This window comes from Nitritalea halalkaliphila LW7 (genome assembly GCF_000265075.1).
Lineage (GTDB): Bacteria > Bacteroidota > Bacteroidia > Cytophagales > Cyclobacteriaceae > Nitritalea > Nitritalea halalkaliphila.
The window spans coordinates 22,123-46,414 of sequence record NZ_AJYA01000015.1; the positions used below are offsets into that span (position 1 = coordinate 22,123).

At 41.8% G+C, this 24,292-nt stretch carries 26 protein-coding genes and 1 pseudogene; all 27 read right to left on the reverse strand.

Annotation, left to right across the window (positions count from 1 at the left end; genetic code table 11):
* Positions 1–79: 79 nt before the first annotated feature.
* The 27 genes and pseudogenes from A3SI_RS17195 to A3SI_RS19300 all read right to left on the reverse strand — a co-directional run bounded on the left by A3SI_RS17195 (position 80) and on the right by A3SI_RS19300 (position 23,897).
* Positions 80–1,108 carry a sugar-transfer associated ATP-grasp domain-containing protein gene (locus tag A3SI_RS17195; protein WP_162098420.1) on the reverse strand — a complete coding sequence of 343 codons (1,029 nt, stop codon included), beginning with the start codon at positions 1,106–1,108 and terminating at the stop codon, positions 80–82.
* Between the two features lie 122 nt (positions 1,109–1,230).
* Positions 1,231–1,524: a hypothetical protein gene (locus A3SI_RS05390; RefSeq protein WP_009054164.1), complete on the reverse strand. Its 294-nt coding sequence runs from the start codon at positions 1,522–1,524 to the stop codon at positions 1,231–1,233.
* Positions 1,521–1,985, reverse strand: a complete 465-nt coding sequence (locus A3SI_RS05395) for a hypothetical protein (RefSeq protein WP_162098421.1) — start codon at positions 1,983–1,985, stop codon at positions 1,521–1,523. The genes A3SI_RS05390 and A3SI_RS05395 overlap by 4 nt, the downstream gene beginning before the upstream one ends.
* Complete coding sequence (locus A3SI_RS05400) at positions 1,952–2,200, reverse strand: hypothetical protein (RefSeq protein WP_009054170.1); 249 nt, start codon at positions 2,198–2,200, stop codon at positions 1,952–1,954. Before A3SI_RS05400 ends, A3SI_RS05395 begins: the two co-directional genes overlap by 34 nt.
* 142 nt (positions 2,201–2,342) lie before the next feature.
* Complete coding sequence (locus A3SI_RS05405; protein WP_009054171.1) at positions 2,343–2,957, reverse strand: sugar transferase; 615 nt, start codon at positions 2,955–2,957, stop codon at positions 2,343–2,345.
* A complete protein-coding gene (locus A3SI_RS05410; protein WP_009054173.1) occupies positions 2,954–3,958 on the reverse strand; it encodes a sugar-transfer associated ATP-grasp domain-containing protein in 1,005 nt (334 codons plus the stop codon). The genes A3SI_RS05405 and A3SI_RS05410 overlap by 4 nt, the downstream gene beginning before the upstream one ends.
* A gap of 142 nt (positions 3,959–4,100) precedes the next feature.
* Positions 4,101–5,162 carry a hypothetical protein gene (locus tag A3SI_RS05415; RefSeq protein ID WP_009054175.1) on the reverse strand — a complete coding sequence of 354 codons (1,062 nt, stop codon included), beginning with the start codon at positions 5,160–5,162 and terminating at the stop codon, positions 4,101–4,103.
* Positions 5,159–6,310, reverse strand: a complete 1,152-nt coding sequence (locus A3SI_RS05420) for a glycosyltransferase family 4 protein (protein ID WP_009054177.1) — start codon at positions 6,308–6,310, stop codon at positions 5,159–5,161. The genes A3SI_RS05415 and A3SI_RS05420 overlap by 4 nt, the downstream gene beginning before the upstream one ends.
* Before the next feature lie 60 nt (positions 6,311–6,370).
* A complete protein-coding gene (locus A3SI_RS19620) occupies positions 6,371–7,081 on the reverse strand; it encodes a glycosyltransferase (protein ID WP_009054179.1) in 711 nt (236 codons plus the stop codon).
* 143 nt (positions 7,082–7,224) lie between these two features.
* Positions 7,225–7,491, reverse strand: coding sequence for a hypothetical protein (locus tag A3SI_RS19625; RefSeq protein ID WP_009054180.1), 267 nt, complete (start codon positions 7,489–7,491; stop codon positions 7,225–7,227).
* A 60-nt stretch (positions 7,492–7,551) separates the two neighbouring features.
* Positions 7,552–7,845: pseudogene (locus A3SI_RS18095) on the reverse strand (glycosyltransferase); the annotation flags it as partial.
* Between the two features lie 267 nt (positions 7,846–8,112).
* Entirely contained in the window at positions 8,113–10,008 is a 1,896-nt protein-coding gene (gene asnB, locus A3SI_RS05440) for an asparagine synthase (glutamine-hydrolyzing) (protein WP_040670259.1), read from the reverse strand.
* Position 10,009: 1 nt separating this feature from the next.
* On the reverse strand, positions 10,010–11,149 hold the full coding sequence (locus tag A3SI_RS05445) for a hypothetical protein (protein ID WP_009054184.1): 1,140 nt from the start codon (positions 11,147–11,149) through the stop codon (positions 10,010–10,012).
* Between the two features lie 17 nt (positions 11,150–11,166).
* Complete coding sequence (locus A3SI_RS05450) at positions 11,167–12,213, reverse strand: ATP-grasp domain-containing protein (RefSeq protein ID WP_040670261.1); 1,047 nt, start codon at positions 12,211–12,213, stop codon at positions 11,167–11,169.
* Positions 12,214–12,334: 121 nt separating this feature from the next.
* Positions 12,335–13,108: an O-methyltransferase gene (locus A3SI_RS05455; RefSeq protein ID WP_238531612.1), complete on the reverse strand. Its 774-nt coding sequence runs from the start codon at positions 13,106–13,108 to the stop codon at positions 12,335–12,337.
* A 197-nt stretch (positions 13,109–13,305) separates the two neighbouring features.
* Positions 13,306–14,595: a capsular polysaccharide export protein, LipB/KpsS family gene (locus A3SI_RS05460; RefSeq protein ID WP_009054187.1), complete on the reverse strand. Its 1,290-nt coding sequence runs from the start codon at positions 14,593–14,595 to the stop codon at positions 13,306–13,308.
* 176 nt (positions 14,596–14,771) lie between these two features.
* Entirely contained in the window at positions 14,772–15,470 is a 699-nt protein-coding gene (locus A3SI_RS05465; RefSeq protein ID WP_009054188.1) for a DUF6817 domain-containing protein, read from the reverse strand.
* 19 nt (positions 15,471–15,489) lie between these two features.
* Positions 15,490–16,179: a cytidylyltransferase domain-containing protein gene (locus tag A3SI_RS05470; RefSeq protein WP_083836448.1), complete on the reverse strand. Its 690-nt coding sequence runs from the start codon at positions 16,177–16,179 to the stop codon at positions 15,490–15,492.
* Positions 16,176–17,474, reverse strand: a complete 1,299-nt coding sequence (locus A3SI_RS05475) for a DUF4910 domain-containing protein (RefSeq protein ID WP_202946845.1) — start codon at positions 17,472–17,474, stop codon at positions 16,176–16,178. Before A3SI_RS05475 ends, A3SI_RS05470 begins: the two co-directional genes overlap by 4 nt.
* Before the next feature lie 43 nt (positions 17,475–17,517).
* Positions 17,518–18,447 carry a hypothetical protein gene (locus A3SI_RS05480; protein ID WP_009054191.1) on the reverse strand — a complete coding sequence of 310 codons (930 nt, stop codon included), beginning with the start codon at positions 18,445–18,447 and terminating at the stop codon, positions 17,518–17,520.
* A 139-nt stretch (positions 18,448–18,586) separates the two neighbouring features.
* Positions 18,587–20,293 (reverse strand): carbamoyltransferase family protein, encoded by a 1,707-nt coding sequence (locus tag A3SI_RS05485; RefSeq protein ID WP_009054192.1) that lies wholly within the window; start codon positions 20,291–20,293, stop codon positions 18,587–18,589.
* Positions 20,294–20,337: 44 nt separating this feature from the next.
* Positions 20,338–20,787: a glycosyltransferase family protein gene (locus A3SI_RS05490; RefSeq protein WP_009054193.1), complete on the reverse strand. Its 450-nt coding sequence runs from the start codon at positions 20,785–20,787 to the stop codon at positions 20,338–20,340.
* A complete protein-coding gene (locus A3SI_RS05495; protein WP_009054194.1) occupies positions 20,768–21,748 on the reverse strand; it encodes a glycosyltransferase in 981 nt (326 codons plus the stop codon). The genes A3SI_RS05490 and A3SI_RS05495 overlap by 20 nt, the downstream gene beginning before the upstream one ends.
* Positions 21,749–21,759: 11 nt before the next feature.
* Entirely contained in the window at positions 21,760–21,948 is a 189-nt protein-coding gene (locus tag A3SI_RS23165) for an SAF domain-containing protein (RefSeq protein ID WP_083836449.1), read from the reverse strand.
* Positions 21,949–21,970: 22 nt separating this feature from the next.
* On the reverse strand, positions 21,971–22,768 hold the full coding sequence (locus tag A3SI_RS05500) for an N-acetylneuraminate synthase family protein (protein ID WP_009054196.1): 798 nt from the start codon (positions 22,766–22,768) through the stop codon (positions 21,971–21,973).
* Positions 22,769–22,777: 9 nt separating this feature from the next.
* Positions 22,778–23,545, reverse strand: a complete 768-nt coding sequence (locus tag A3SI_RS05505; RefSeq protein ID WP_162098423.1) for a hypothetical protein — start codon at positions 23,543–23,545, stop codon at positions 22,778–22,780.
* On the reverse strand, positions 23,493–23,897 hold the full coding sequence (locus A3SI_RS19300; protein WP_009054200.1) for a hypothetical protein: 405 nt from the start codon (positions 23,895–23,897) through the stop codon (positions 23,493–23,495). The genes A3SI_RS05505 and A3SI_RS19300 overlap by 53 nt, the downstream gene beginning before the upstream one ends.
* Positions 23,898–24,292 lie beyond the last annotated feature (395 nt).

The following is a 24,292-nucleotide window of genomic DNA, read 5'->3' on the forward strand; positions in this document are numbered from 1 at the left end:
TATGCTCTTACCGGTAAGCGGGGTCTGGGGGACGCTTTCTGTAAGGAGCTAAAGAAGCTAAAACAAGGGCTGCTGCACGCTAAACAGACTGCTGTGTCCAGTGCTTCTGTGCGCAGTACGTGAGCACTTCATCGGTAAATTTACCGAAAAAAGGCTGGCCTGCATACTGCGAGAATCGAATCGTATGCCCAAGGGGGTTATATTCTAAAAACCTCCATTTGCCTTCTTTATCGAGCACAGCATCTAGGCCAATAACCCTACAGAAGAATATTTTTTTAGCGACTTTAAGGGACTCCTCTTTGAGCTTATCGAAGGAGGGAATGTGTTCGTCAAAAGTGTGGTGGGTATCAGGATGCTGCGTCACCTTAGTTCCATATTTATCCACTGCGAAACCATTTAAACGCCCATCTTCCTGGATATGAACGACGATCCCCCCGGAGGTTTCATTATCTAAAGACCCCCCTACTCCCATTCTTAGGGCAGCATGAAGGAAATGAAACTCATCTGTCAGAACGGAGCGGTACACATATACCCTTAGGGTGTTAATTCCATGCGCATTAAACTTATGAAAAAAAGGATGCTGTTGAATTTTCTCTTGCAGCACAAAGTCTTTTCGCCTCTGGGCCTCTTGTTTAAGCTGTAGGGCTGATGTGATAGTCTGCACTCCGTTCCCTCCAAAGGAATCCTTATTGGGTTTAATAATCAAAGGGAAGGACAGCTGCTGCATTCCTTGTTCGAACTGTTCTTCGGAAATAAGCGTAAGTGTGGCATCGTAGTAGAGGCCTTCTATCTTATGAAAGTAGTCTGTAGGGAATAGGTCTGCACCAAACCAGACCGCATTAAAACTTTTGTTGGCGAGAAGCGAAGTTCTCGTATCGGGATTTAATGTAGGCTCTATATCGGTTACGAAGATTTCTTCTGGAACAATTTCCCTACATGCTTTCCCAGAGATAGCCTTGCAGAGTCTCAGCGTCGCCAGATTGGGCTTTTTATGTAAGACCTTCCAGTAGGCTGCATGTTCATTTTCTAGCACTGCATCCACTGGATGGAAGTATTCGGGATGCTTCTCTTGAATTCCTTTAAACCGTTTCGCCCAACTTTTTTTCACGCCCCTTTTACGGTACACGTATTTCCCAATATGCTTGATTTTTTGACTAAGGAATAGAGAAGGCGTTTTTAGAATAGCGGGTATCATGGTTTTACTTATAGGAAATAAAGAAATAGAAGCGCTTACACCTTTTTTAGGCCTAGTCTCTTCGCCAGGAGTTGAGATTCTTTCATAAGGATAGGGCGCTCGTCCACATCTCTTAGAAAGATCGTTTCTTCTGGGAACTGATACATTTTAAATTTCGCATCAAAGGATGCAGGATCTGTTAGGAGCTGCAAGGTATCTGCCGGAAAATTCGCGCCAGCTGCGGCGAAGCACTGCGTAAAAGCTACGTGACGTACATTAATTTCCGTTATGTAGGGGGTTCCGTCGGCATCTTCTTTAAAATCTGCCGTGTAAAAACCGTGGGGGGTCACCCTGTTTTCTTAAAGATATGCTGCATCGCTCGATCCGCTATCTCTACCAGCTGAGGCTCGTTTAAGAGTCTACCGAAGGAGGTATTTCCTGTAATGCCTGAAGGGACCACCTTGGCCATGATGTAATTCACGCGTTCGGCTGAGGCAGCCCGAACGAGTTTACCCTTCCAGTATAAGAGTTTACAGGCTAGGTTTCTACCTGGGAGATACTGGCTGGCGAGGAAAAATTCCACATCAGGATTAAGTACCAACCAGTTCCGTAGGGCGACCTCATTGGATATTTTAAGAGAGCCTAGACCACTGCTACCTGAGCTACTGCGTACCCAGTACGGGTATCCCAGGATGTGGCCTATGGCAGAAAGGTTTTCTTCTTCCCGGGTAAAGGCGACAGATTTAGGCACGACGTGTAATTCTGCTAATGCCTCTGTCATGATGCTTTTATCCACGAGGAGTTCAGCCACCTGAAGGCTCGGTATAAGCGCAGGACATGGAAGCGTGCCGGCTTCTTGGCGTTTCGCCACTCGATAACTTCTAGCTCGGGAAGAATGACGGCATAATCGATATTTAATCGCTCGATGAGCTCTTCGATATCTTGCCAGTAGGCCTCCACATCATTAGCAGGGGCTATGAGATAGGTTTCCTTAAAAAGATGCTTTTGATATAAACCGATGGCCAAAGGGTTAATATCGGTACCGTAAAAATTCGCCGAAGAGAACGTAGCACGGACTGTAAAGCGTAAGCAAAGCTTCTCGGGGTAGGACCTCCTACACCTGTAAACAATATATTCATCATATCCTTTTATTCGGAGCGTTCACGAGTTAATTATGACCATTAAAGGGCTGCATAGGCGTCATTTCGGACTGATTCACACCTTCGCGTTTCAGTATTTTTAATATAGTGAGCCAAAATATATGCATATCTAGAAGAAATGACACATTATCAACGTAATACACATCTAGTTCAAATTTTTTCGTCCATGAGATAGAGTTTCTACCATTCACTTGTGCCCATCCTGTAATACCCGGTCGAACCTCGTGTCTTCGATTTTGCTCTTTAGAATACAGTGGCACATACTTAAAAAGGAGTGGTCGCGGTCCTATCAGGCTCATATCTCCTTTAAGGACGTTTATGAGCTGAGGAAGTTCATCTATAGACAGCTTTCGTATCACTTTTCCTAGTGCGGTAATACGCATGGCATCTGGCAGTAAGTTTCCCTGTGGATCTTTCGCATCTGTCATCGTTTTCAGCTTAATGATGAAGAAGGGATGCTGCTGTCTACCTGGCCTTTTCTGGAAGAAGAAAGGTGTTCCCCTATTTTGCACAGCCAATCCTATGATGGATACAGCTAAAATAGGGAGTGTAATGAAAAGCACCACTAAAGAAAGCAAGATATCTAACCCTCTTTTACTGTAATCACGGTACATCATCCTCATTTATATCGCTCTAACTGATTTTTAAGTCCCTTATTCACGGGTAGCTGCCAAAGTAATTTACACCAATCGTGATTTCCTTCGATTAGTCCAGGGCCATCTGCTGTGATGACTACGTCCCATCCAATGGAGCGGTTCTGTGGATGCTTAAGCGCTGCCGTTTTTACCATTTCGAGTGTTTCCTTCCAAAAGGGAACCTGAAAACCTGTTATGGCTACTTTACTAACGGGATGCACATGCGCTTCTTTTTTCGTGATGTCGCTATACACACCAGGCCCAGAGACGATTCCCGTGGCATCCTCTATGGGTGCTGCTAGGTTACCTGCGGCCATGTTATCTACAGGTGAGTTAACAGATATACGCAAACGACAGCCTAATAGATCAACTTGATTATCGGGAGTTAACTGTGTAAAAATCCGTACCGTATTAACTGCCGATGGTGAAAGCTCCTGTAGGCGCTCGTGCTGGATTAAGAACTGCTCAGCCAGCTCGTAGCCTTCTTTTTCCATAAAAGTAATCAGGCTGTCTACTGTAAAATCTTTCGTTTCACGAATGAGAACACCTTTTCCACATTTTCCATCGGAGACTTTGAGTACTACTTTTCCTGCTGGATTAGTTAAAAGGCTTAGCACCTTCTCTTTATTTTCTTTTAGGGAGGTTAAGTCAGCCACTTGATGTTTAAAGAATTCCGTATATGCTTTATAAAATAGCGTTTTATCATCCAGGATATTCCTCGCAGCCTTAGGATTCATGTGGAGCTGAAATTCATACATATACCCTGTCCCTGCCCACTGGCTTCTTTCGGCGGCTGTCTTCTCGAAAAATCGGAATTGAAAGTATTCCATTAGAGAAACATTATAGCGAAACACGGAGGAGAGCGCATCTGCCTTTAGCGAAAAGGTAGATTTGCCCTTAGTTTTCGCCACATGGTTGGCGAATGTATCAAACTGGTTACGGTCCAGCTGTTTGATATAATACCCTAAGTACGCTACTCGTTTCAACATCACTTTAAAAAAAATAAAAACAAAATGTATACCTTACTTCTAGCCGAAAATCCTCTCCTGCAAAGGTAAGGAAAATTCAAGGGATCACAAGTTTTCGGCCTGAATAGTCTGCACGAGATCATCGATAGCGACAAATTCCACATCAGGCCAGGTACGTACTACTTTCGTTCAGTAAGTTTTTAAGGTCTTCGAGACCTTTTTTACGATTTGCTGGGTCTATATGCCCACTAAAGTTCACTCTATGGGAACTAATAATGGCGGGTTTATTCCAGAAGAAGGCAGCTTCTATTTGTTTAAACGTGAAATTCACCCAGTCGATGGGGCGCTGATTCGGTTCAAAAACACAATTCCGTACAATGGCGATTGTATTACCGGGACCTTTTTCTCCTAAACGATTTTTTTCACTCACGTAGACACCTTCTCCTTTATGACGCTTGGTTTGGCGCATTTTATCAACGCCTCTTACACCCAGGCTAGCGATATAAGGATAGAGATCGCTAGCAAGCTGCTGTGCAGGTGGGGTAAAGGTTAGAGAGGAATAGCCATAAACTTCTTCGAAAAGCTTCAGGCCCTCGGCTATGTTTTTTTTATGCGCTTCATTTTCATGGTTTTTCCAAAACGCGTAGGCATAAGAGAAACGGATTCCGGGAAAATCTGGGTGCATGGGAACACTGACCAGCGAGTGCTGATTTAGATTTGCCATGACGATGGGATTTTTATCCCGTAGATGAGCATTAAACACGTTGATATTTAAATGCTCTCTGCCATGAAACTGGGGTTTAATCATTTTACTCGCTATTCCTTTTAAGAGCAAAGGGTATGCACCCGCGAAAGCGGTATCTTCTGCGGACAGTTTTTCATAGGTTACGGTCAGCTTCTCAGGGATGTAGGTATTTGCTTCGCTTGTTTTCTCGAAATCCACATTACAAGGGAGTGCGTAGGGGGTAAAAACGGCTGGATTCCCCTTATGATCTTTTACGGAATCCAAAACATCAAAGAGCATTTCATAATCCTCTCGTGTGTCTAGGGCGTCTAATCGGTCAAATCGACCGATGAGTGCTACACCGCTGTCTTCTAGGCGCTTTTTAGCACGTAGATTCGCCAGGCGGACATTTCCATAGTCATCTACAGCAAAGGCCACCAACTTCCTTTTGGTCTTCCAGCCTTTTATATTTTTTAAGTGATTGGCTAAAAATTGTTTCATGAGAGGTACATTTCGATAAGTTTATCCGCATTAGCACGCCTAAAGTCTTGCGCTGCGCGCAGCGCATTTTCTGTCATTTGCCGATAGGCGGCACGGTCATTTTTTAAGTCTACAATAAAGGTCACGATGGACTGCATATCTTCTTTCGAGAAACAGCCGCCATGCGCATACGTTTCTGCATATATATTCAGCTGACTGTCTGCGGAGGCGATGTACAGCGAGGGAATGCCATAGCTCATCAAGTTATATGATTTACTGGGCACGCTTCCTTTACTGGTCTGCTCGTCTAAAATAACGACACCCAGATCGGCAGCAGACAGGGAGTAGGGAAACATTTCATTTGACTGAAAAGGCAGGAACGTACAGTTGGGAAGTTGCTTTTCCTTTACCAATCTTTCTAAGACTGGCTTTCGAGGCCCTCTCCCTATTATTTGGAACAGAATGTCTGTGTGTTCCTTACACTGTTCGGCTACCTCTACGAGTACTTCCACGTTATGCGTGAGTCCGATATTTCCGGAGTACTGGACTACAAATTTATCTTGGATGCCGTGCTCCAGGGCGAAGGGATTTTCTTGTTTGGCTACTTTTCCATTCGCTTGAAAGATGGCCCATATCGGTTGAATCCGGATTTTTTCCCTTTCCACATATTTTTCCAATAAGTCTGCCATGCGCTCACTTATGGTAAAGAGACGGAAGGCTTTTTTAAAGGACCTCTTGTTTAATCTACTCCACACACGGTACACGAAATGGGACTCTTTCATGCCGGTAATTTTAAACACATCAGGATAGACGTCCCAGATCACCATGCTAAAGCGATGTGGCAGGAAGAGATTTAATAAGTAGCCCATAGGTGGTACAGAAACGAAGAATACCTCATGTTTTCGGTACTTAAAGAAAAGTAGCCACCACATGCGCAGAAGGGCCTGCGCATAGGATAGTGCTTTTTTTCGGGCGGGACGTTCATACCACTGGTTGATATACTGCACCTTCACATTTGGGTTTAACGCTTCCTCTTGAGTTCGTATGGACCCTGTGATTAGGGTTACGTCTTCGAAGCGCGCGTAGAAGGCATTAGTGAAGCCGATGGTCAGGTAGTTCGAGGCCTGATTGATAACGACGATTTTTCTATCGGTAATTTTCTTTTTCAAGGTTACGCTATTTGGGGCAGAAGAGGCTGCGCATATTCTTTGAGAGAGCTTCGCAGTTCATCAATTCTTTTTTATATACTTTTTGGCCAGAGTTAGATATTTTTGTGCTCTTTCTTTTGGTTGATCAAAAAGCGGTAATTGCTTTATTCCCTTTTCTACCAGATCTTGCTGAAGTGCCTCATCTGCGTACAGCTGGAGGATCACCTCGGCGGCGGCGGCGGCATCTTTGGGAGTGAAGTACAGGGCTGCATCACCACAAATGCTGCGTGCAAAGCCTAAATCTGCGGTGATGATGGGTTTACGCATGACCATTGCCTCTGGATAAGAGGCGGAGAAGCACTCCGCGAGACTAGGAAGAAACATCGCATCGCATTCCTGATACAAGGCAGGACATTCCTGCGGCAATAGAGGGCCTACATTCACTAGGTTTGGGTGCGGCTGCATGTACTTTTGGAAGTCAGTTTCTTTCAGCGTTAGGATAAACTTAATGTTTGTGCATCCTTTTTTCAGAAGAAGTGGAATGAGCGCATTGATCAGCTCTAGGTTTTTATGGGGATAATAAGAGGTAAGTGTAAGCAGCCTAAACTCATACGGTATTTTTTTAGGTAGTTTTCGGACTTGGGGGAGGTTTTTCTGAAGATAAAAGCTACTGTGGTTATTGGTCACAGTATGGACATCATGCGTACGTAGTGCCTTTCGGACCCTAGTGTTTACATCGTCTGTCTGGACGACATAGGCCACTGCATCTCTTTTAAAGTAGTAGTAATGCACTTGTTTTTTGATCCACAGTTTGAGTTTTTTTTTCCAGGGGAGCTCACGCACGAATGGGGACTCTGGATAAATGTAGAGTGGCAGGTTAAACCCAATAATCTGCGGAGCAAGGGAGTGGTAATAGGTGGGGCCAGAAGTGGAAATCAGCAGGTCGGGCTGTAACTGCTCCTCGATTGGGCGCAGGTTTTTTGGATATGTGAAATTGTGGAAAAACCGATTTCACCAAAATCAAAAAATTCGAAATGAAAATTTTTAGGAAAGGTGGATACATCGATAGATTTTCCTACTCCCTGCCCTACCCAGACGAAGTACTGATTTTCGGGGAAATTCTTGCATTCATGAATAAAGGATAATGCGACCTGAATGGCACCTCCAAACCGCTGGTGGGCAGTATTGATAAGTATTTTCATAAAAAATAAGGTTATTCGGATACCCGAGCGAGTACCGATCTATACAGCAACCGCTTCGGGCTATTTTCCTAAAGGGCGAATAAAGGTATGAAAGCGTTTCGCTATTTCAGCTGCTTCAAACTGCTGCATTTTTACTCTCGCTACCTGCCCGAAAGACACGCGCGGCTGTTGATCCTGCATGAGCAGGTAAAGTTTTTTTTTAAATGCTGTCTCGTTTCCTTCAGAAATCAAGAAGTCAATTTCACCGTCATCGATCATGTCCGATGGACCGGCTATACAATCGTAAGCGATACAGGCGCATCCTGCAGCCATAGCTTCTGCAAGCACGTTCGGGAAACTTTCAGAAACTGAGGAAAAAGCAAAAACAAAAACGGCCCCGGTCGGATATAAGCTGTTTCATAGGCCGTTTTGTAAGCGCCCGAGATTTTTATTAAGGATGCTTCTATCTGAAATATAGACCAGAACACCGAGCTGAAGGGAAGCTCAAGTACTACTTCTCTATCTCTTCCGATTAGCAGTACATGCACCTGAGTGAGAGGCTGAGCTAGCAAAGCTTTTAATCAAAAGCGCCATAAGCCTTTCCATTTCTCCTAGGCCCAGACTATATGATGCAACAAATTTTTAAGCTGCTTCATGCTTTAACCACCTTTCCCACCACATGATAAACATAAGTAGTTTCCAGATAATATCTTTGTAATAAAGTTTATTTGCTCGAAATCTACCTAGCAGATATAGCGCATATTCGGAGTCGATAAATGGAATAGCATCTAACTTCGCCTTTTCAAAGTAGGTATCGAGGAGATGGGCTAAATCACCATTTAACCAGCGCATAACAGGAACTTCGAAACCGCTTTTCTTTCTTTGCATGAGTGGTTCAGGAACATAATCATGCAGGATGTCTTTTAGAATATATTTCAAGATACCATTTCTGAACTTAAAGTTACTTGGCAGCTGTGCGGCATACTCGAGTAAGTGATGATCAAGCAGAGGTTCTCTACCCTCTAGGGAAAACATCATGGTAGCCCTGTCTATTTTCGTCAGGATATCATTCTGCAGATAAAAGTTAAAATCTGCCAGCATCAGTTCGTCCATGGGGTCCAGTTGGTGTACTTTTTCCGTGAAACCGATAAAGCCAAAGGATCCCTTTAAAAGTCTTCTGGTATGGTACTCCGGAGTTACCCGCAAGGATTCACAAAGTTTACTATTTTGATGGCTAGCGGGGACACGTAAAGTTTTAGAAAAGGCAGTTAAGACGTGCTTAGATTTTTCCAAATGAGGAGGAATAAGCGTGTTAATTCCATCGTAAAAGGTAGCCAGACCCTTTTTGTTTAGGAAAAAGGTCTTTTGCAGTTTTTCCAACTTACTAGGAATATCTACATAGCGCGGATAGCCAGCGAACCCCTCATCGCCACCATCCGCGGATAAGGCCACCGTTACATGCTGCTTAGCGAACTGGCTGACTAGCGCCGTGGGAATGGCAGAGCTATCCGCAAAGGGTTCATCAAAGTAATAAGGTAGCTGAGGAATTAATTCTTCTGCTTCTTTTTCTGTGCAGATATACTCGTGATGCTCCGTCTTTAGATGCTGTGCAATTTTTTTTGCAAAAGGGGCTTCATTGTTGCCCGCATTAAACCCGATTGTAAATGTTTGGAGAGGCCGATCGGCTTCCTTTTGCAGCATCGCTGTCACTAATGTGCTGTCATAGCCACTGCTTAAAAAAACTCCCACTGGAACATCTGCCACCATCCGATACTGGCAAGCCGTAAAGAGTAATTCTCGTAGTGTTTCTTTGGCTTGTTTATAGGGGACATCTAGTTTTTCTTTAGTGAAAAAAGCGTCTAACGTCCAGTACGTATTTTTTTGGGCAGTTAAAGAATCTAATGAGTAGGTGATGGATTGACCTGCCTCCACTTTATAGCAATGCTGAAAAATGCAATGTGGGCTTTGCACATATCCAAAATTAAAAAAAGAATAAACGGCATCTGGATTGATTTCAGGCTGAAAGTGTGGATGCTGATGAAACGCTTTTAATTCAGAGGCAAAAAGCAGCACGTTGTCTTTATGGTAGACAAAAAGAGGTTTAATACCTGCTCTATCTCTGCATAAAAACAGTTCCTTTTTATTTTTATCGTAGATAGCGAAGGCAAACATGCCTCTAAATTTTTTTACAGCTTCCTGTCCCCACTGCTGATAGGCATGTAAAATAACCTCTGTATCCGAGTTCGTAGTAAACTGATGTCCTAGAAGACTCAGCTCCTGTTTAATTTCGGGGTAATTGTACACTTCACCATTATACACGAGATAGAGGGGCCCTAGCTGCATGGGCTGGTTAGCGAAACTGGAGAGATCTATAATGGAAAGTCTGGTGTGTCCCAATCCAAGGACCACATGCTCTTCCTCAAAAATAATTTGGTCTTGACTATCTGGTCCTCTGTGCGTGAGGGAGGCAACCATAGACGCTAAGTGAGTCCGTTTTGTTTGTCTTTTAAGATCGACAAACCCTACAATTCCGCACATATTATGCGCTAATCGTGCTTAAAAGTTGATCAGAGGACATGAATTCTACTTCAGGCCATCTTTTACGTATTTGACTTAGCAGCATATCTAATTTTTCAATATTTTTTTCTCTGTTTTCTTTATGTAAACTACCTATAAAGTTTAGGCGGTGTGAACTTATGATCGCAGGCTTACCCCAGAAAAAAGCATTTTGGATGCTTTTAAGTACACGATCTACTTGATCAGCCTGGGGACGTTCTGCTGGTTCGAAAGAAACGTTCCGAACTAGATAGGTTTGCCCAAGTGTATTTTTTTGTCCGGTAAAATGATACTTCCTTTTGATGGCAAAGCCGCTCGAAAGCGGTACGCACTGTACATGTGTACCTTGAATTCCTTTTACGCCATGCTTTAAGAGAAAGGGTTCTAAATTCGGATGCCATACATAACAGGGAGCGATGAATGTGGTCGCATGGAAGCCCCAGGTAGAACAGAATATAATTTGCCCTTCTCGAATGCTTTGCTCAAGGTCGTATAATGAGGTATCGGTCTTCACGTGTCCGTAGGTATCTAGGTTATCTTTTCTTCCCGAGACAACTTCATTTCCTGCTACTGTAAACATGCCCTGCTGAAAAGCGTCTAGGAAGCGCTTTTCCTTTGCTTGTAGGCGGCTTAACCAAAGTGGCACATTTACATGTTCACGACCATGAAACTGTGGTTGAAATACCAGATTGTGAATGCCTTCTTTTACCAGAGCTTCCACTTTATCCGCATCGCTATATCGTTTCAAGGTGGTCAAAAATGGTTCGAAATGAAAGGATGTAAAATCCGCAGCACGAATTTTCTCAAAATCAGGATTTGCACTGATATAGTTTAGCGTAAATTTAGCGGGATTCCCCCTGCTATCACGATGCTTGAGAAGTGTTTCCGCCAGCATCGTGATATCTGTGTTATTTTCAAGCCTATCCAAACGATTATAAGGACATTTATCGACGGGGTATCCTTTTGTTAAAAGTAGCTTGAAAGCATCTTTATCCCTCATGCGAAGAGTTCCCCAGTCATCACTTTCAAAAACAATAATTTTCCTATTCGTACGAAAGCCTGGGATATTTGCGATAGCGGCTTTTGTTTGCCGCACTGCATTTTTTAGATTACCTAAAAGCATTAGGGAAAAAGTAGGTTTTAATTTGAAGAATTAAGTAAGCCATCCCGTTTGACTTTTTCAAGAACCACTTCCACCATAAAATCCTCTTTGGTAGTCGTACCTTCATGCCAGGTTAAACTTTCATCCCAATATCCAGGACATGGATCATATACCTCGGAGACAAACCCATAACTCAGCTCGATCACGAGTGGGTTATTTTGGGCATCAAAGACAAAGTCAAAGGCTCCGATTTGAAGATTTAATTTTTTACACAAGTCAAATGAAATTTGAATGCAGCGTTCATCAAAGAGAGATCTATCCCAGGCAAAATCTCCACTTCCGGAAGCTCTAAAATCATTATCTCTCACATAGCGTTTCAGTCCGAAGGCCTTGCTGCCTATCACGATAATCCTCGTATCCGAATCATTTTCGGGAAGAAACTCTTGAAATAGGACATAGCCCGACTCGTGTCCTCCCAATCTAGCGAAAGCAGGAGGATAGATAAGGCGTACAACCCCTTTAAATACATCAAAAAAATCAGATTTGCCTTTACGGTATTTATACCATCTTTCTCGTAAACTACCGAGACCATCGTATTTGGAAAAACCTTTACTAAAGGCTTTATGAATCATGCGCGCTGCCTGCTCACGTGTTTCTAGAAGACGTACATTTTTTGAGCTCGCTCCCCCTCTCAGTTTAAAAACTTTTGGGAATTTCGTTTCACTGGCCCATTTAAGGGCCTCTTCTTTTTCTAGAAACACGTAGCTTTTCGCGTAGGGCGCTTGGATGGACTCAAAAAGATACTTTTGACCTGCCTTGTCATCAAAGTGCCACATCGTTCTAAAATCAGGAAAAACGATAAAACCGGTATGCTCTAATGCAAACATAATCTGCTTCGCAATGATATTATCCGTGTGGTTTTCATGGCTAAAATGCCACATAAGCGCACTGCAGCCATCTAACTGCGAGATTAAGTCGTTTGCATGACAATTCACTAGTTTATAAGGTATTCCATTTTTTTCACAATAGCTGATCCATCTTGGATGAAACCCTTTGGGACTATCGTGTATGGCAATTTTTTTCATACTAAAACGTAATTAGTTTGCGGAGAGAGTGATAGAGTTGAAAAGTATGTGTGAACTATAGAGTTTTGATTAAAATTAAACACCAAATAACTTAAAAATCAGGCCAAACCTAATTGAAGAGCTATTTTCTCAAAAGTAGAGCCAAACTAGTTGCCTGAGAGCCTAACTTTGTTTCCCAAGGTAAATTTCCAAGGGGTAGGACACCTAAGGTCGTATTACTTTCCATGATGCTTTCTAGCGCAATGTATGGACCGTTTACGATAGAAGGTTTATTAGGCCAAATCGGTTCCCCTTTCGGGTAATAATCATGTAACACGATAACCCCGTTAGGATTAAGTTTTTTAAGGGCCTCAGGAATTTCTTGTACAAGGTTTTTCGCGGAGTGATCACCATCGAGAAAAATAAAATCGAAGGTTTCTTGAGTCTGTCTAAGAAACTTTAAGGAATCGCCGCTAACGAAAGTGACCTCTGTTTTAATCGACAAACGCTGCATCATTTCACGAGGAGAATAAGGAGCACCAAACTTGAGCCAAGGTTTCATTTCCTCCGAATTTACATCCCTAATATCGATGGTCTTGAATTTCGCTTTTCGATTCGACTGTTTGAAATTTTCATCGAGTGCTGTAGCAATACTCAAGGTAGACGCCCCAATATGTGTCCCAACCTCCAGAACCGAGTTAGGTTTAAAATAACGAATCAGCGAAAAAAGTGCACGACGATCACCGGGATTGACCCCTAAGGCAGTTTCTGGAAGATTCATCGTCTGCGCCTGTGTGTGCCAATCCATCCATTCTGTGGCTATTCCATTAGATAAATTGAGTGCGGCCTCATGATCGAATGCGTTCGCTTTCAGTAGGTTATTTGTATCAAACTCAACAGATCGAACAAATTTCATGGTCATGCGTTCGAAGTCCGCGCTATTTTTTAATTTTTTTTAGAAAATTCATAAAATCATTAGGCATTAATACGAAACAGCTTAGAGTGGTTCAATAAAAGTAGATTTAGAATCAAATAAAGTATATTTTCTTCTTGAGAATTTTTAAACATGTAAGACAATTAAGCTTGCGCGTTCTGTCACTTGACCATGATTTACTAGCTTGTTTCGGGCCATTTTACCTCTTGCGTCAACAACTTTGTAAGTAATTTATAATTCGCAACCTCCTGGAAATCATATTTAAGATAGTAATCTGCCGTGTCTTCTGCTGAAGATTCTAGTCCAGATATACTATTTCCAAACGTCAAACTTAGTAATTGTTCTTCGATATTCCAAATGCGAATTTTTCCTGAAAAAACTGCATGAACGAATTTTTGAAGCTCGGGAATAGTGCTGAAGCTATGCACCCCTTCGACTTTCAGGTTACTTCTTCCCAGTGTAATCACTGGTATTTTTCGAATAAAGGCCTCCAGTGCCACGGTACCGTTTATGGTTATCACCACTTGACTGTTATCGACTAGGCTAAAGTTATCCAGTTCCATTGGACATAAAGAAACATTCGGTAAGTCAGCCAGTAGTTGATAACTCTTAACACTGCGAAACTTTGGCTCCGACTGCCGAGTAAACATGGAAGGGTGTTCTTTAACAAGTAAACGAGTCCCCTCTGGAAGCAGTAAGCTAATCATTTTTGCAGCATACACTTGATCCACAAATTCATATCCTTCAGGCATTGTGGTTCTTTCGGGCTGATAATGCAGAAAAAATACAGCGTAATTCGTGTTCTTTAAGTCTAAAAACTCACTTCTTTTTTTATAAAAAGCATAATTGTAGGCGGTATTTAAAAATTTATGTGGCTTAGTTATCACTCCTTTGGGGTCATTAAAGGGGTTAAAATATTTATAGGGTCCCTTTCCAAAGCGATTTTTCTCATAAGAGGGCATTGCATTATCGTAGTTACCTTTAATGATGCCTACGTACTTCCTTATATGCGCACGATAGCTCTCTTCGGTATCTTCACTGTGAAGTTCTTTAAAGACATCCACTGTATGACGCATAAAGCCTTTTTTTAAGGTATACAGCCACGGAAATATAAACACTTCTGTAGCATAGACATCGATGTTAAGAAACTCTGCTGCATTTCCTAAAATCCACTCGATGGACTCATGAGGAGTAAAGCGAAAGTAGATAAAAGAGATTTCTTTTTCTATTAAAAAGGAGAGAATATGATAGGCCGCTTGCGTGTAATACGTAAAAGCATTATGGATACCGATTCCATACTTAGGTAAGTATCCCTCCCGATCTAGTAAACGAGCTGTCAGGTGATTATTCAGATAACCACTCACAAACTCATGATAGCGTTCAGGATCCAGTTTATGCATAGGCTGATACTCAAAAATCGTATCGTATGTAATAAAATGAATTCCGGGTACCTCGGCTAGCTCTCGCATCAGGCGCGGCTGCTAGGTGCTTGTGTGAGTATGTATAGGGTATAATCATCTTGAAATCTATGCTGGCTAAGCCACTTTTTCACATTGTGAATCCTGAATGAATCTAATTCTAAGATGATACTTTTTTTAGAAGGCATGAAAAGATAATTCGCTTAAGTTTTGTGTTTATTTTGCCTTTACAATTCAAAGCTACTGTAATAGCCCGATTTCACTGGAGCAGGATAGGTTTCGTATTTGCTAAAATCCATCCAATAATCCAGCGCATCGTATAACTCGTCCACACCAAGCTGCTTAGCGATTCGTTTTAGGACCGCGAGTTCCTGCTGCTTTCTTGCTTTTCTAGATAAGAAGCTTCCACCCACTTTCTCTGTATCTCCGAGTTTCCCATGCAGACAAAGAGAAAAATCAACGAGATCTTCTAACTCATCGGCTAAGCGTAGGAGTAATACATCTTCATCTAAACTGGTGTCAGCGGGATCTATTTCAGTAATACGTGTCATTTCGAAGTGCGTATACAGGTGCACCAGTCTATCGCATTCAGCAGAAAACAAGCTTGCAAGCTGGGTACGACGTTCGGAAATAGAGGCACAGCCTTCGAAAGGCACCCTATCCTGATAAAGTGCATGCATCAAAGCTGCTAGTACCACATCAAGGGGACGCCGGCAGCGTACCATCAAACTAGCTGTACCCACCAAATGGCAGATAAAAGGCTTGCCCGAACCCCTATACATCCCGTTTACTTTCTTCAGCGTAAAGAAATAGGCCTCATTAATTTGCTGAACATCAGCTTCTGAGTAGCCTTCTCGAAGCATTTGCATGTACAGCTGTAAATTCGTTTGGGCGGGCTGAGTGGCAGTAAATTGGTGTAAAGACATGGTTATAGCTTAAATAAGATTAAAGAGTAAAACCTGGATGGCTTTCTTGGTCAAGTTCATAGTCGAGAGCAGGAAACTGCTGGATAAAATTTACGATGGATTTATAATCATCTGAAGTATCTACCGCAAATCCAGGATGATTATTCCAGATGTGGTAACGCTTTTTAAGATTTAGGATTTCATACTTTTCTGGATGCTCTAAAAGACCGGAAGTAATGTGTTCTCGCTGCGCTGCAGTGGGTTCGTTCTTTAAGAGCTCTTTTAAGCTCTCCGTCCGAATCACTTCCGTGGTAAGCCCTCGAATGGCTTTGGTTAAATAGTTATTGGTTATCAGATCAGGCGCCCTGGTTTCCCACTCCTGAAGTGCAAAGCGCATCTCATCTACTGAAAAAAGCGGACGATCTCCACATAAGCGGGCGAATGCATCGAAGCCAAATGCCTCTGCTGCTTCTACGGCTCTATTCAGCACATCTAACTCACTCCCCCTGTAACAGCCCACCTGTAGGCGTTTCGTTTCTGCTTCCAGAATGTCGTCCTCTTGATTTGTCGAGGTGGCTACTATCACCTCGTATCCTGTCAATTGCGCCCGCCGAACAACTCGCGCCACTAACGTGTCTCCAAGTACAGGAAGCATAGCCTTACCCGGTAATCGTGAGGATGTCATTCTTGAAAATACGATTATGCCCTGCTTAACTCCCCTTTCATTCATACTGGCAGCGAACTTAAAATGTGGTTTTCTTTTAACAGTGCGACCTCCGAAATAAGTTCTTCAAAGGGTATGTCACACTTAACTGCTATATCCAGCAGAGAATGATTTCCATCTGCATAGGAGATTAGGTTGAGTCGATTTTTAACAGGAGCCGTACTTCCCTTAGCGCTAATCATCGGATACAGGCCTCTCTTTCCTAACTGCGGCTCCCCAAGGACTAAACTTTTAGGATAACAGTCATTTTCTAGGATTCGCACGATGTGTTTATGCAGGTCAAGACTCCCATTAAGCCCTTCGGCCGTAACTACTCCTCCTATGGTATCTAAGGACGTATGATATTCGGGATATGTTCCATATTTAGAACGCATCACAGAAACCACGGGCAGGTCTATTCCGGGGGCACAATACATGCTTTCGTCACTGCCTCTATCTTTCCAACCGTAGCGGTCATAACTACCGCAGTACGTTTGAAGTGCATATAAGGCGACTTTATCTGCATACGTATTCTCTAATCGCGAAGGTAAAAAAGACCAAGTTCTCTCGTCACCCACACAGGTTAGGTTAAATCCGGCGATGACGTGCTCTTTTAAGTGTATGCTGTTCGCCTCGAGGTAGGCCGCTGAACCAATCATTTCCGGAATAAAAACGAATCTATAGGTATAGTGTCGATGAGATAACCCCTGCAACCAAGATGCTAAGCCTACTGCCACACATGGACCTGAAAGCTCGTTATTTGCCATAGAAGGATGACAGCAATAAGTGGAGATGAGCACTTCTTTTTCTGAAGTTCCTGGCAAAATAAGTTCTCCATACGTTAAGCTACCTTTAAAGTGCTTCGCTTTGATACAGGCATGATAAGTTCCAAGTTTCAAGCCTTGCTTTTTTGATTCCGCTATGCAAAAACCCCAGTTTTTTTGATAATAGGAGGTAACATAAGGAATCACATCAGGCTGCTCGGGTAGGGTATGCAGATGAGGCAGTAACTCTTCTAGGCTGAGTCTAGCATCTATCGCAGTACTGTAACCTAACACGCTGAGGTTATTCTCTTTAAAATCAGCGACTATATTTCCGTCAGGATCTTTTAGGAAAGCATCGGTAATTTCCCATTCCTCTGGGATCTGCCAGTCTAGAACTTGCTGTCCACTCGGCACTTCTATTGTTCTAAGTCCTGGTAGGTACTCTGCTATTATCTGCAGGGTTTCTCTTAAGCCAGCTCCGGTAATACTTCTATTAATAGGCCATAGGCGCTCCATCAGCGCGAGCATGCAAACACTATTTTCTTTCGTTTCTTCCAAAATTATACTGCTACATTTAACATAAAATCAGGAGCTGCTCTACCTAAGTAAATAAGTAAAGAACATTACCACTAGCTTGTATATCCTTAAAATCTGTGTGAATTTGTTTACCAAATTTATTTGCTATGTACTGCAGCGACTGTTCGGTAAAACCAGTAAAATGCTGAATAGCGAGAGGTTGATCGACACCATCTAAAATAACTGCGGCCACCTCATAGTACTCGAAAACCTCTTCCATAAATTCCATCGGTTTTTCCAAGTGATCCAAGTATTGAAAAAACCCGATAACATGCTGTTTATCCTTAGGATTTTCCGTCCAAGGCTTTAAGGGTACTTGAAATTTGGAATTCAAAAAGGCAGTGCAGTGTTGTCCCCCTTGTTGGCAGTTGTCGCTCCAGTAGTTAACCTCATTTCGTTTTAAAAACGCTGTAGGGATTTGTTTTTGAGCAGCGAGAGGCAGAAGTCCCCACAAGGGACAGCCTAATTCGGCATAATTACGAATAGGACCACATTTTTTCTCTATAAAATTCCAAAGAGAAACTGCGGAAAAGCCAGAAAACCGCTTGAAAGGTGCGGGAGTTTGAATGACGCGCTGCAAAAGGTCTTCCAACGGATAGATAGCTTCGGGACGTTCCTGCTGAATAGCTTGCAATATTTGAGACCCTTCCGGCGTTTCTAAGAAACCGTCTACAGAGTCAAGAATAGAGCTTAAAGCGCGCTTGTATCGGTTGATATTTTCTTTATCCTTGTCATTTATCGCTTTTTCGAAGAGTTTAGTCTCTTTTAAAAAATTATCTGCTGAAAATCTACCTGAGGTTACATCCCATCCTTTGGGGTGCATCGGCACCCCCTGTTTGAAAAGAGCGTCCAATTGTGCGGATGTAAACCAGTTTTGTTTATAGATAAGTCCACAGTCCGAACAAGAAACATTTACGTAAGCATCTATGACGGACTCTTCGGACAAACCGATCATACCCGCTATCTTTTCAGAGTACAGATTAGGGAGTGAATGGGAGTGAAAAGCATGCTTTTCACTCCCACAAAGTGGACAATTCGTTATTTGATTAGAATCTATAGCAGGCTTCTTTGACATCAAAAAACAGCTTTAGGATTTAACTTTTACTTAGTAAATAATCGCCCACAATCAAGTGATCTATGGCCGTATTTTGAAAGCATTTAATCGCTTCTTCAGGAGTATTTACAATCGGCTGTCCTTTCACGTTAAAAGAAGTATTCATTAAAACAGGAACATCCGTTTCTGCTTGAAAGGCTTCGAGCAACTTTCTGAACCGCGGGTTGTTCTCTTCTCCTACGGTTTGAACTCTGCATGTATTATCTACATGGACCACCGCGGGAATAAGCTCCTTTTTATCTGGCTGAACCTTACAGGCGATCAGCATGTGGGGACTTTCCTGACGAATATCGAAATACGTTGAACAATGTTCCTTTAGAACCGCTGGAGCGAATGGCCTAAACTCTTCTCTAAATTTCACCTTATTATTCACATAGTCCTTCATAGAAGCAGGAAAAGGTCTAGTGAGGATACTTCTGTTGCCTAAAGCTCTTGGCCCGAACTCAGCTCTTCCCTGAAACCAGGCAATGATATTACCTTCTGCCAGCAGTCGAGCAGTCGTGGCATAAAGATCAACTGGTTTGGTGTACTTAGCTCCTGACTCTTCTAACGCCTGGAGTATTTCTTCATCTGTAGCACCGCTTCCTAGATAATAGTTGTGATTTTTTTCTGGAACAATAGGCAGACCAGCTGCTTTAGCTGCCATAAAACAAGCGCCTAACGTAGAACCATCGTCTCCACTGGCTGGCTGAACAAAGATCTCATCAAAAATCCTGGAGCGCTCGATTACGCCATTCAAGGAACAGTTAAGCCCTACCCCACCAGCGATACATAATTTGGTTACACCTGTTTTTTCTCTTAAAAAACGTAGATGCTTTAAAACGATCGTTTCAAGTCTAAGTTGAAGCGCTGCGGCAATATGCTGATGATGTGGTGTGATCTTGTCTTCCCAGTTTCTTTTAGGCCCCATGAGGTCATAGAACTTATCACTTACCCACTTATTTCGGACTTTATCGTAAACGATCCAATCTTTATTGATGCGATACCCTAGGTCTCCTTCTTCCTGAATTATTTCAGAAAATAAGTCATAGTACGTCCTGTCGCTGTTCGGTATGGTGGCATGTGGATCACCATAAGAGGCAAGTCCCATGATGATACCTTCATCACAATGGTTACGCCATCCGAGATAAAACGTCATGGCAGAATAGATGAGTCCTAAGGAGTTTGGATAAATAGTATCCTTATATAGTATTTCTATCTCTCCACTTTTACCTAATCCGTACATGCCCGTCTCGATTTCTCCCATTCCATCCAGACTCATCAAGATAGCGTTTTCGAAGCCCGAAGGATAATAAGCGCTGGCCATGTGACATAGATGATGCCGGTAAAAATTAATAGGTCCTTTAAAGCCCGTATACTCACGTACAATACTCTCCATTTCATAGGCCTGCTTCAGACGATCTATATCACGAATTAAAAAGCCGATGCGCTCGTCGCTTTCCAAGGCTTGTTTAAGGTAAAACTCCTTGACGTGAAAAAGAGAGTCATTCGCAAAAGCAATTTCATCAACGTCATCCATAGAAAGTCCTGCCATTTTAAGACAATCTTTGGCAGCATCTAAGGGAAATGCACGAGAGTGCTTTTGGTGATCGAAACGCTCCTGTGAAGAAGCTGCTACGATGACACCGTTTACCATTAAGGTAGCGGCGGAATCATGTCCGCCATATCGAATGCCTAAAATATTCATTTAACTAATTTAATTACGATTTTATTACAAAGTGGCTAAAAGCTTTAAAGAGAGTGTAAAGATAAGAGGTCCGCAGTACCCTGATGTTTCATTTTTTCGCTATCAACAATACGCTTAAACAATTCAAACTGGAAGTTACTCAAAACTCCAAAACTATGTTCCTCATTCACTAATAAATGTGAAACTCTTTCGCCAATTAAGCGATTGTGTTTTTTAAAACCGAGGTAAGTAGCTACCATAAGACCACCGACACTTTGATACAGCGACTCACGCTCGTAAGAGGTGTACTTATCTTGATCGAAGATAGCCTTCAAACTTTTACCTGTATGTCTATAGAAAGGCCCCTTATTGGACGTTACACTTATAACCGATTCCGAGTTAAAAATAGTAAGCGTATCGAGACCTTCATCGATAAGCGCTGTACTTAAAAAAGGGTACTCTAAAGATGCTATCGCAATAGCTTCTGGTTCTTTTTCAAAGCGTTCTAAAAACAAACTGGATCGTATCATCAAGCTTGATGTCAAATGCAGAAAGTGCCTCAGGCCTCTCCATAATCGAAATAGTAGACTCTGCCGAATACTTCTCCTTTAGGTACGCAAGAATGGCCGAATCAGATGCAGTCACGACGAGGTGATCGATATTTTTAGACTGTAAACAACTCTCAATTCTATGCTGGAGCACTGTTTTACCGTTATAAGAAAATAAGGGCCAGCTCACACCATTATACACTCTATTTCTGACAGGAATGATCGCTAATGTATTCGGTGATGAAAGGTATTTTTCAACAAATCCGCGTTTAATTTGCCTTCTGGTTTTCAGAATTTTATCGCTATCTGAAGACAGGCTACCACTGTGCTGCCTGTAGGAAAACAAAGGGCGATTTATATTCGTCACTTTATGAAAGGTGATAAACTTAATCCACAATTCGAAACCATCTTGACAAGAAAAGGCTTCATCATATCCCCCTAACCTTCTTAGATAATCTAATCTTACCAGCGTACACGCTCCATGGGCGGGCTGGTCGTATAAGGTGACTTCGTCATCAAAAAAGTGCCTTCTGTGGGACCCAATACGGTTACCAGCAGCATCCACATAGAAATAATCAGGAAAGACAAGTCCGAGTTTTTCATCACTTTCCATGATAGCATACATGATACCTAGCGCCTCCGGCTCGAAATAGTCATCGGCATCTAATCTAACAATATACTTTCCTTTGGCTAAACTTATAGCGACATTATTTGTAGCGTTTAAACCCTTATTTTGTTGATAAATAATATTGACTTTCGGATGCTCACGATAGTGTTCGATCACAGTTCTACTACCATCAGTAGAACCATCATCAATTACAAGAAGCTCAAAATCCTGAAAAGTCTGATTTAGAACACTCTGAATTGCTTGACTAACAAAAGCAGCATAATTATAACAGGTAATGTATACGGTAATGGCAGGTTGCATGACAAATGTTTTTACTCTTGAATAAAATTCCAATCTAAGGCTTCATGCCTTTTAAAACTACGAAGCGTTTTCCGTCCAATAAGTTTATCGAAGTCACGAGCATCAATACCCACACAAGGACGTAGAATGGTTAAATTCTCTTCATTTAAAATCTCCCCCTCTGAAATATCTCTAGAGGGTAAATAGCTCTGCGGAAAGATACTACATGACCATTGTCGACTTCTATTGGTAGGGGCACTTTTTCATAAGAGCCTTTAACGCTTGAATACTGTCTATTTTTGCTCTGAGTTCTATAACCTCTTCACATGTTAAAGACACACGGTGATCCCTAAAGGATTTACCTTCCCTTGAATCAGTAAAATGAAACTCTAAGATTTGAGCTCCCATGGCGACAGCCACTTCAAGCGCTAGGGAACCTTCCGTGTGATCAGAATACCCAACAGGTAAATTGAAAAGTGTTTGAAAACGAGACATCACGTGGAGATTAGCGTCACCTTGAGTTATAGGGTACATACTTGTGCACTGTAACACGGCTAAATTACCTGGTAGTTTATAAAAAGTGTCACTATCGCTAATATACTGAACACATTTTTTAACCTCATCTTCCGTAGCCAACCCAGTAGATAACAAGATCGGTTTACGTTTTGCAACAATCGCTTTTATCATAGGATAGGCAGTAAGATCACCACTACCAATCTTGTAGAAAGATATATAGGGATGAATCCAATCCAGACTGGTAAGGTCCCAGACAGAAGCAACATAAAATTTACCTGCATCTAGAACCATCTTAGCCAGCGCTAAATGCTGATCCCTACTAAGCTCAAATTTTTTAAAATGTGAGTTCCGATCAGGACTTTCCACAGAAGAGACTAGAGTGTCTCCCGTGTAGATTTGAAATTTCACTGCATCAGCACCAGACTTCAGTGCTAGCCGGGTAAGTTCAAGTGCGTAATCGAAATTACCTTCATGATTACCACCAATTTCTGCAATTAATAAAGGAGAAGAATTATTAGAAAACACAGGAAATAATTAAACGGTTGAACTAGGAAAACAATGCCTACCTAACTGATCACTACTCATAAACCTCACATCTGGCCACTTTTTTAGCGCAGCTTTAAGAAGTGATCGCAATTTAAACAAGGATTTATCGCGATTTTCTACGGACATACCACTTACATAGTTTATTCTATGCGAGCAGATAATCGCAGGCTGATTAAAAAGAAAAGCATTACCTATTTCCTTTAAAGCTGCATCAACCCAGTCATAGTCTTGATTGATATAAGGTTCAAAAAGCACATTACGCAAGAAAAAACGCTGGTTGTATTTATTTTTTTGACCAAAGTAATGATAAAGATTTTTACGTTTATTCAGATTAAGAACAGGAGCTATTTGTCCTCTTTGACTTTGAATAAACCGAATTTTCTTATTTGCTAGAAATGATTCTAATTCCTGAGGCCAAACATAGTTGGCTGCAATAAAAGATTCTGATCTAAACCCGAAAAAACTTTGAAAGAGATTAAGACCATCAGCTATAATATCTTTAAGGACTAAAAATTCAGCGTCAGTTTCGGCAGCGTAAGCTGCTAAATAATGTTTTTGTAATGCAGAGGAAGTCACTACATTTTGAGCAAAAAAATGATATTTAAAAGCTTTTCGAACGGTAGTAAAGTTACTTTTCAGATCCCTCATCCAAAGTTGTACATTAAGATGCTCTCGTGCATGAAACTGAGGCTTTATAAAGCCATTAGCTATACCATATTTCCAGATAGTGCGCAGATCCGCTCCCTGATAATACACATAGCTTGAAAAAAAGATCTCTATAGTAGTACTTCTCAAATTGTTCTTCTGCTATCCGCTCAAAGTCAGGATTTGCTAGGACCGTATTAAACGTAAATACTGGTTTAGCACCTAAAAAATCTTGGAAAGACCCAATAACACTAAAAAGGTTTTGTAAATCCTCCTTGTTTTCGAGGCAATCTAAAGAGTTATAATACGTACGATCAACAGCGAACCCCTCTTTAATTAGGTGTGTAAACGAATGTTTATCACGCATTCGCATAGCACCCCAGTCATCGCTTTCAATAACAATAATCTTAGATGGAACTTTAACACCCATCCAATTCCACAGTGTGGATTTTAGTGCGTTCATCCTATTCCTTACTTAATCAACACATCCAATGGAACATTATCTCCCATCGTAAAGAGGGCCACAATAGGATTACCAAAAATGGTAGTGGAGCTTACAAAGTAAAAACCTTCTCTTACTCTAACCAGAAAAAAGAATAACAAGAGCGGAGATGTAAGCAAATTAACTCTGTAAATCCATTTATCGTACTCAACATTTGTAACTACGTATAAAATCAAAGGAAAAATCAGAAAGTAGGATATAACTAAGTAACGACTACCCGAAGGGAGGTTAGATAAAAAGTTCGCAAAGGCCAAATAGAGTAAAATAAAGCTTAGATAATAAACCAACCGAGGATTCAAAGTCGAAATCTTTTTGTTTTTAAAATAAAAAACAAAAAATAAATATATAAATAGACC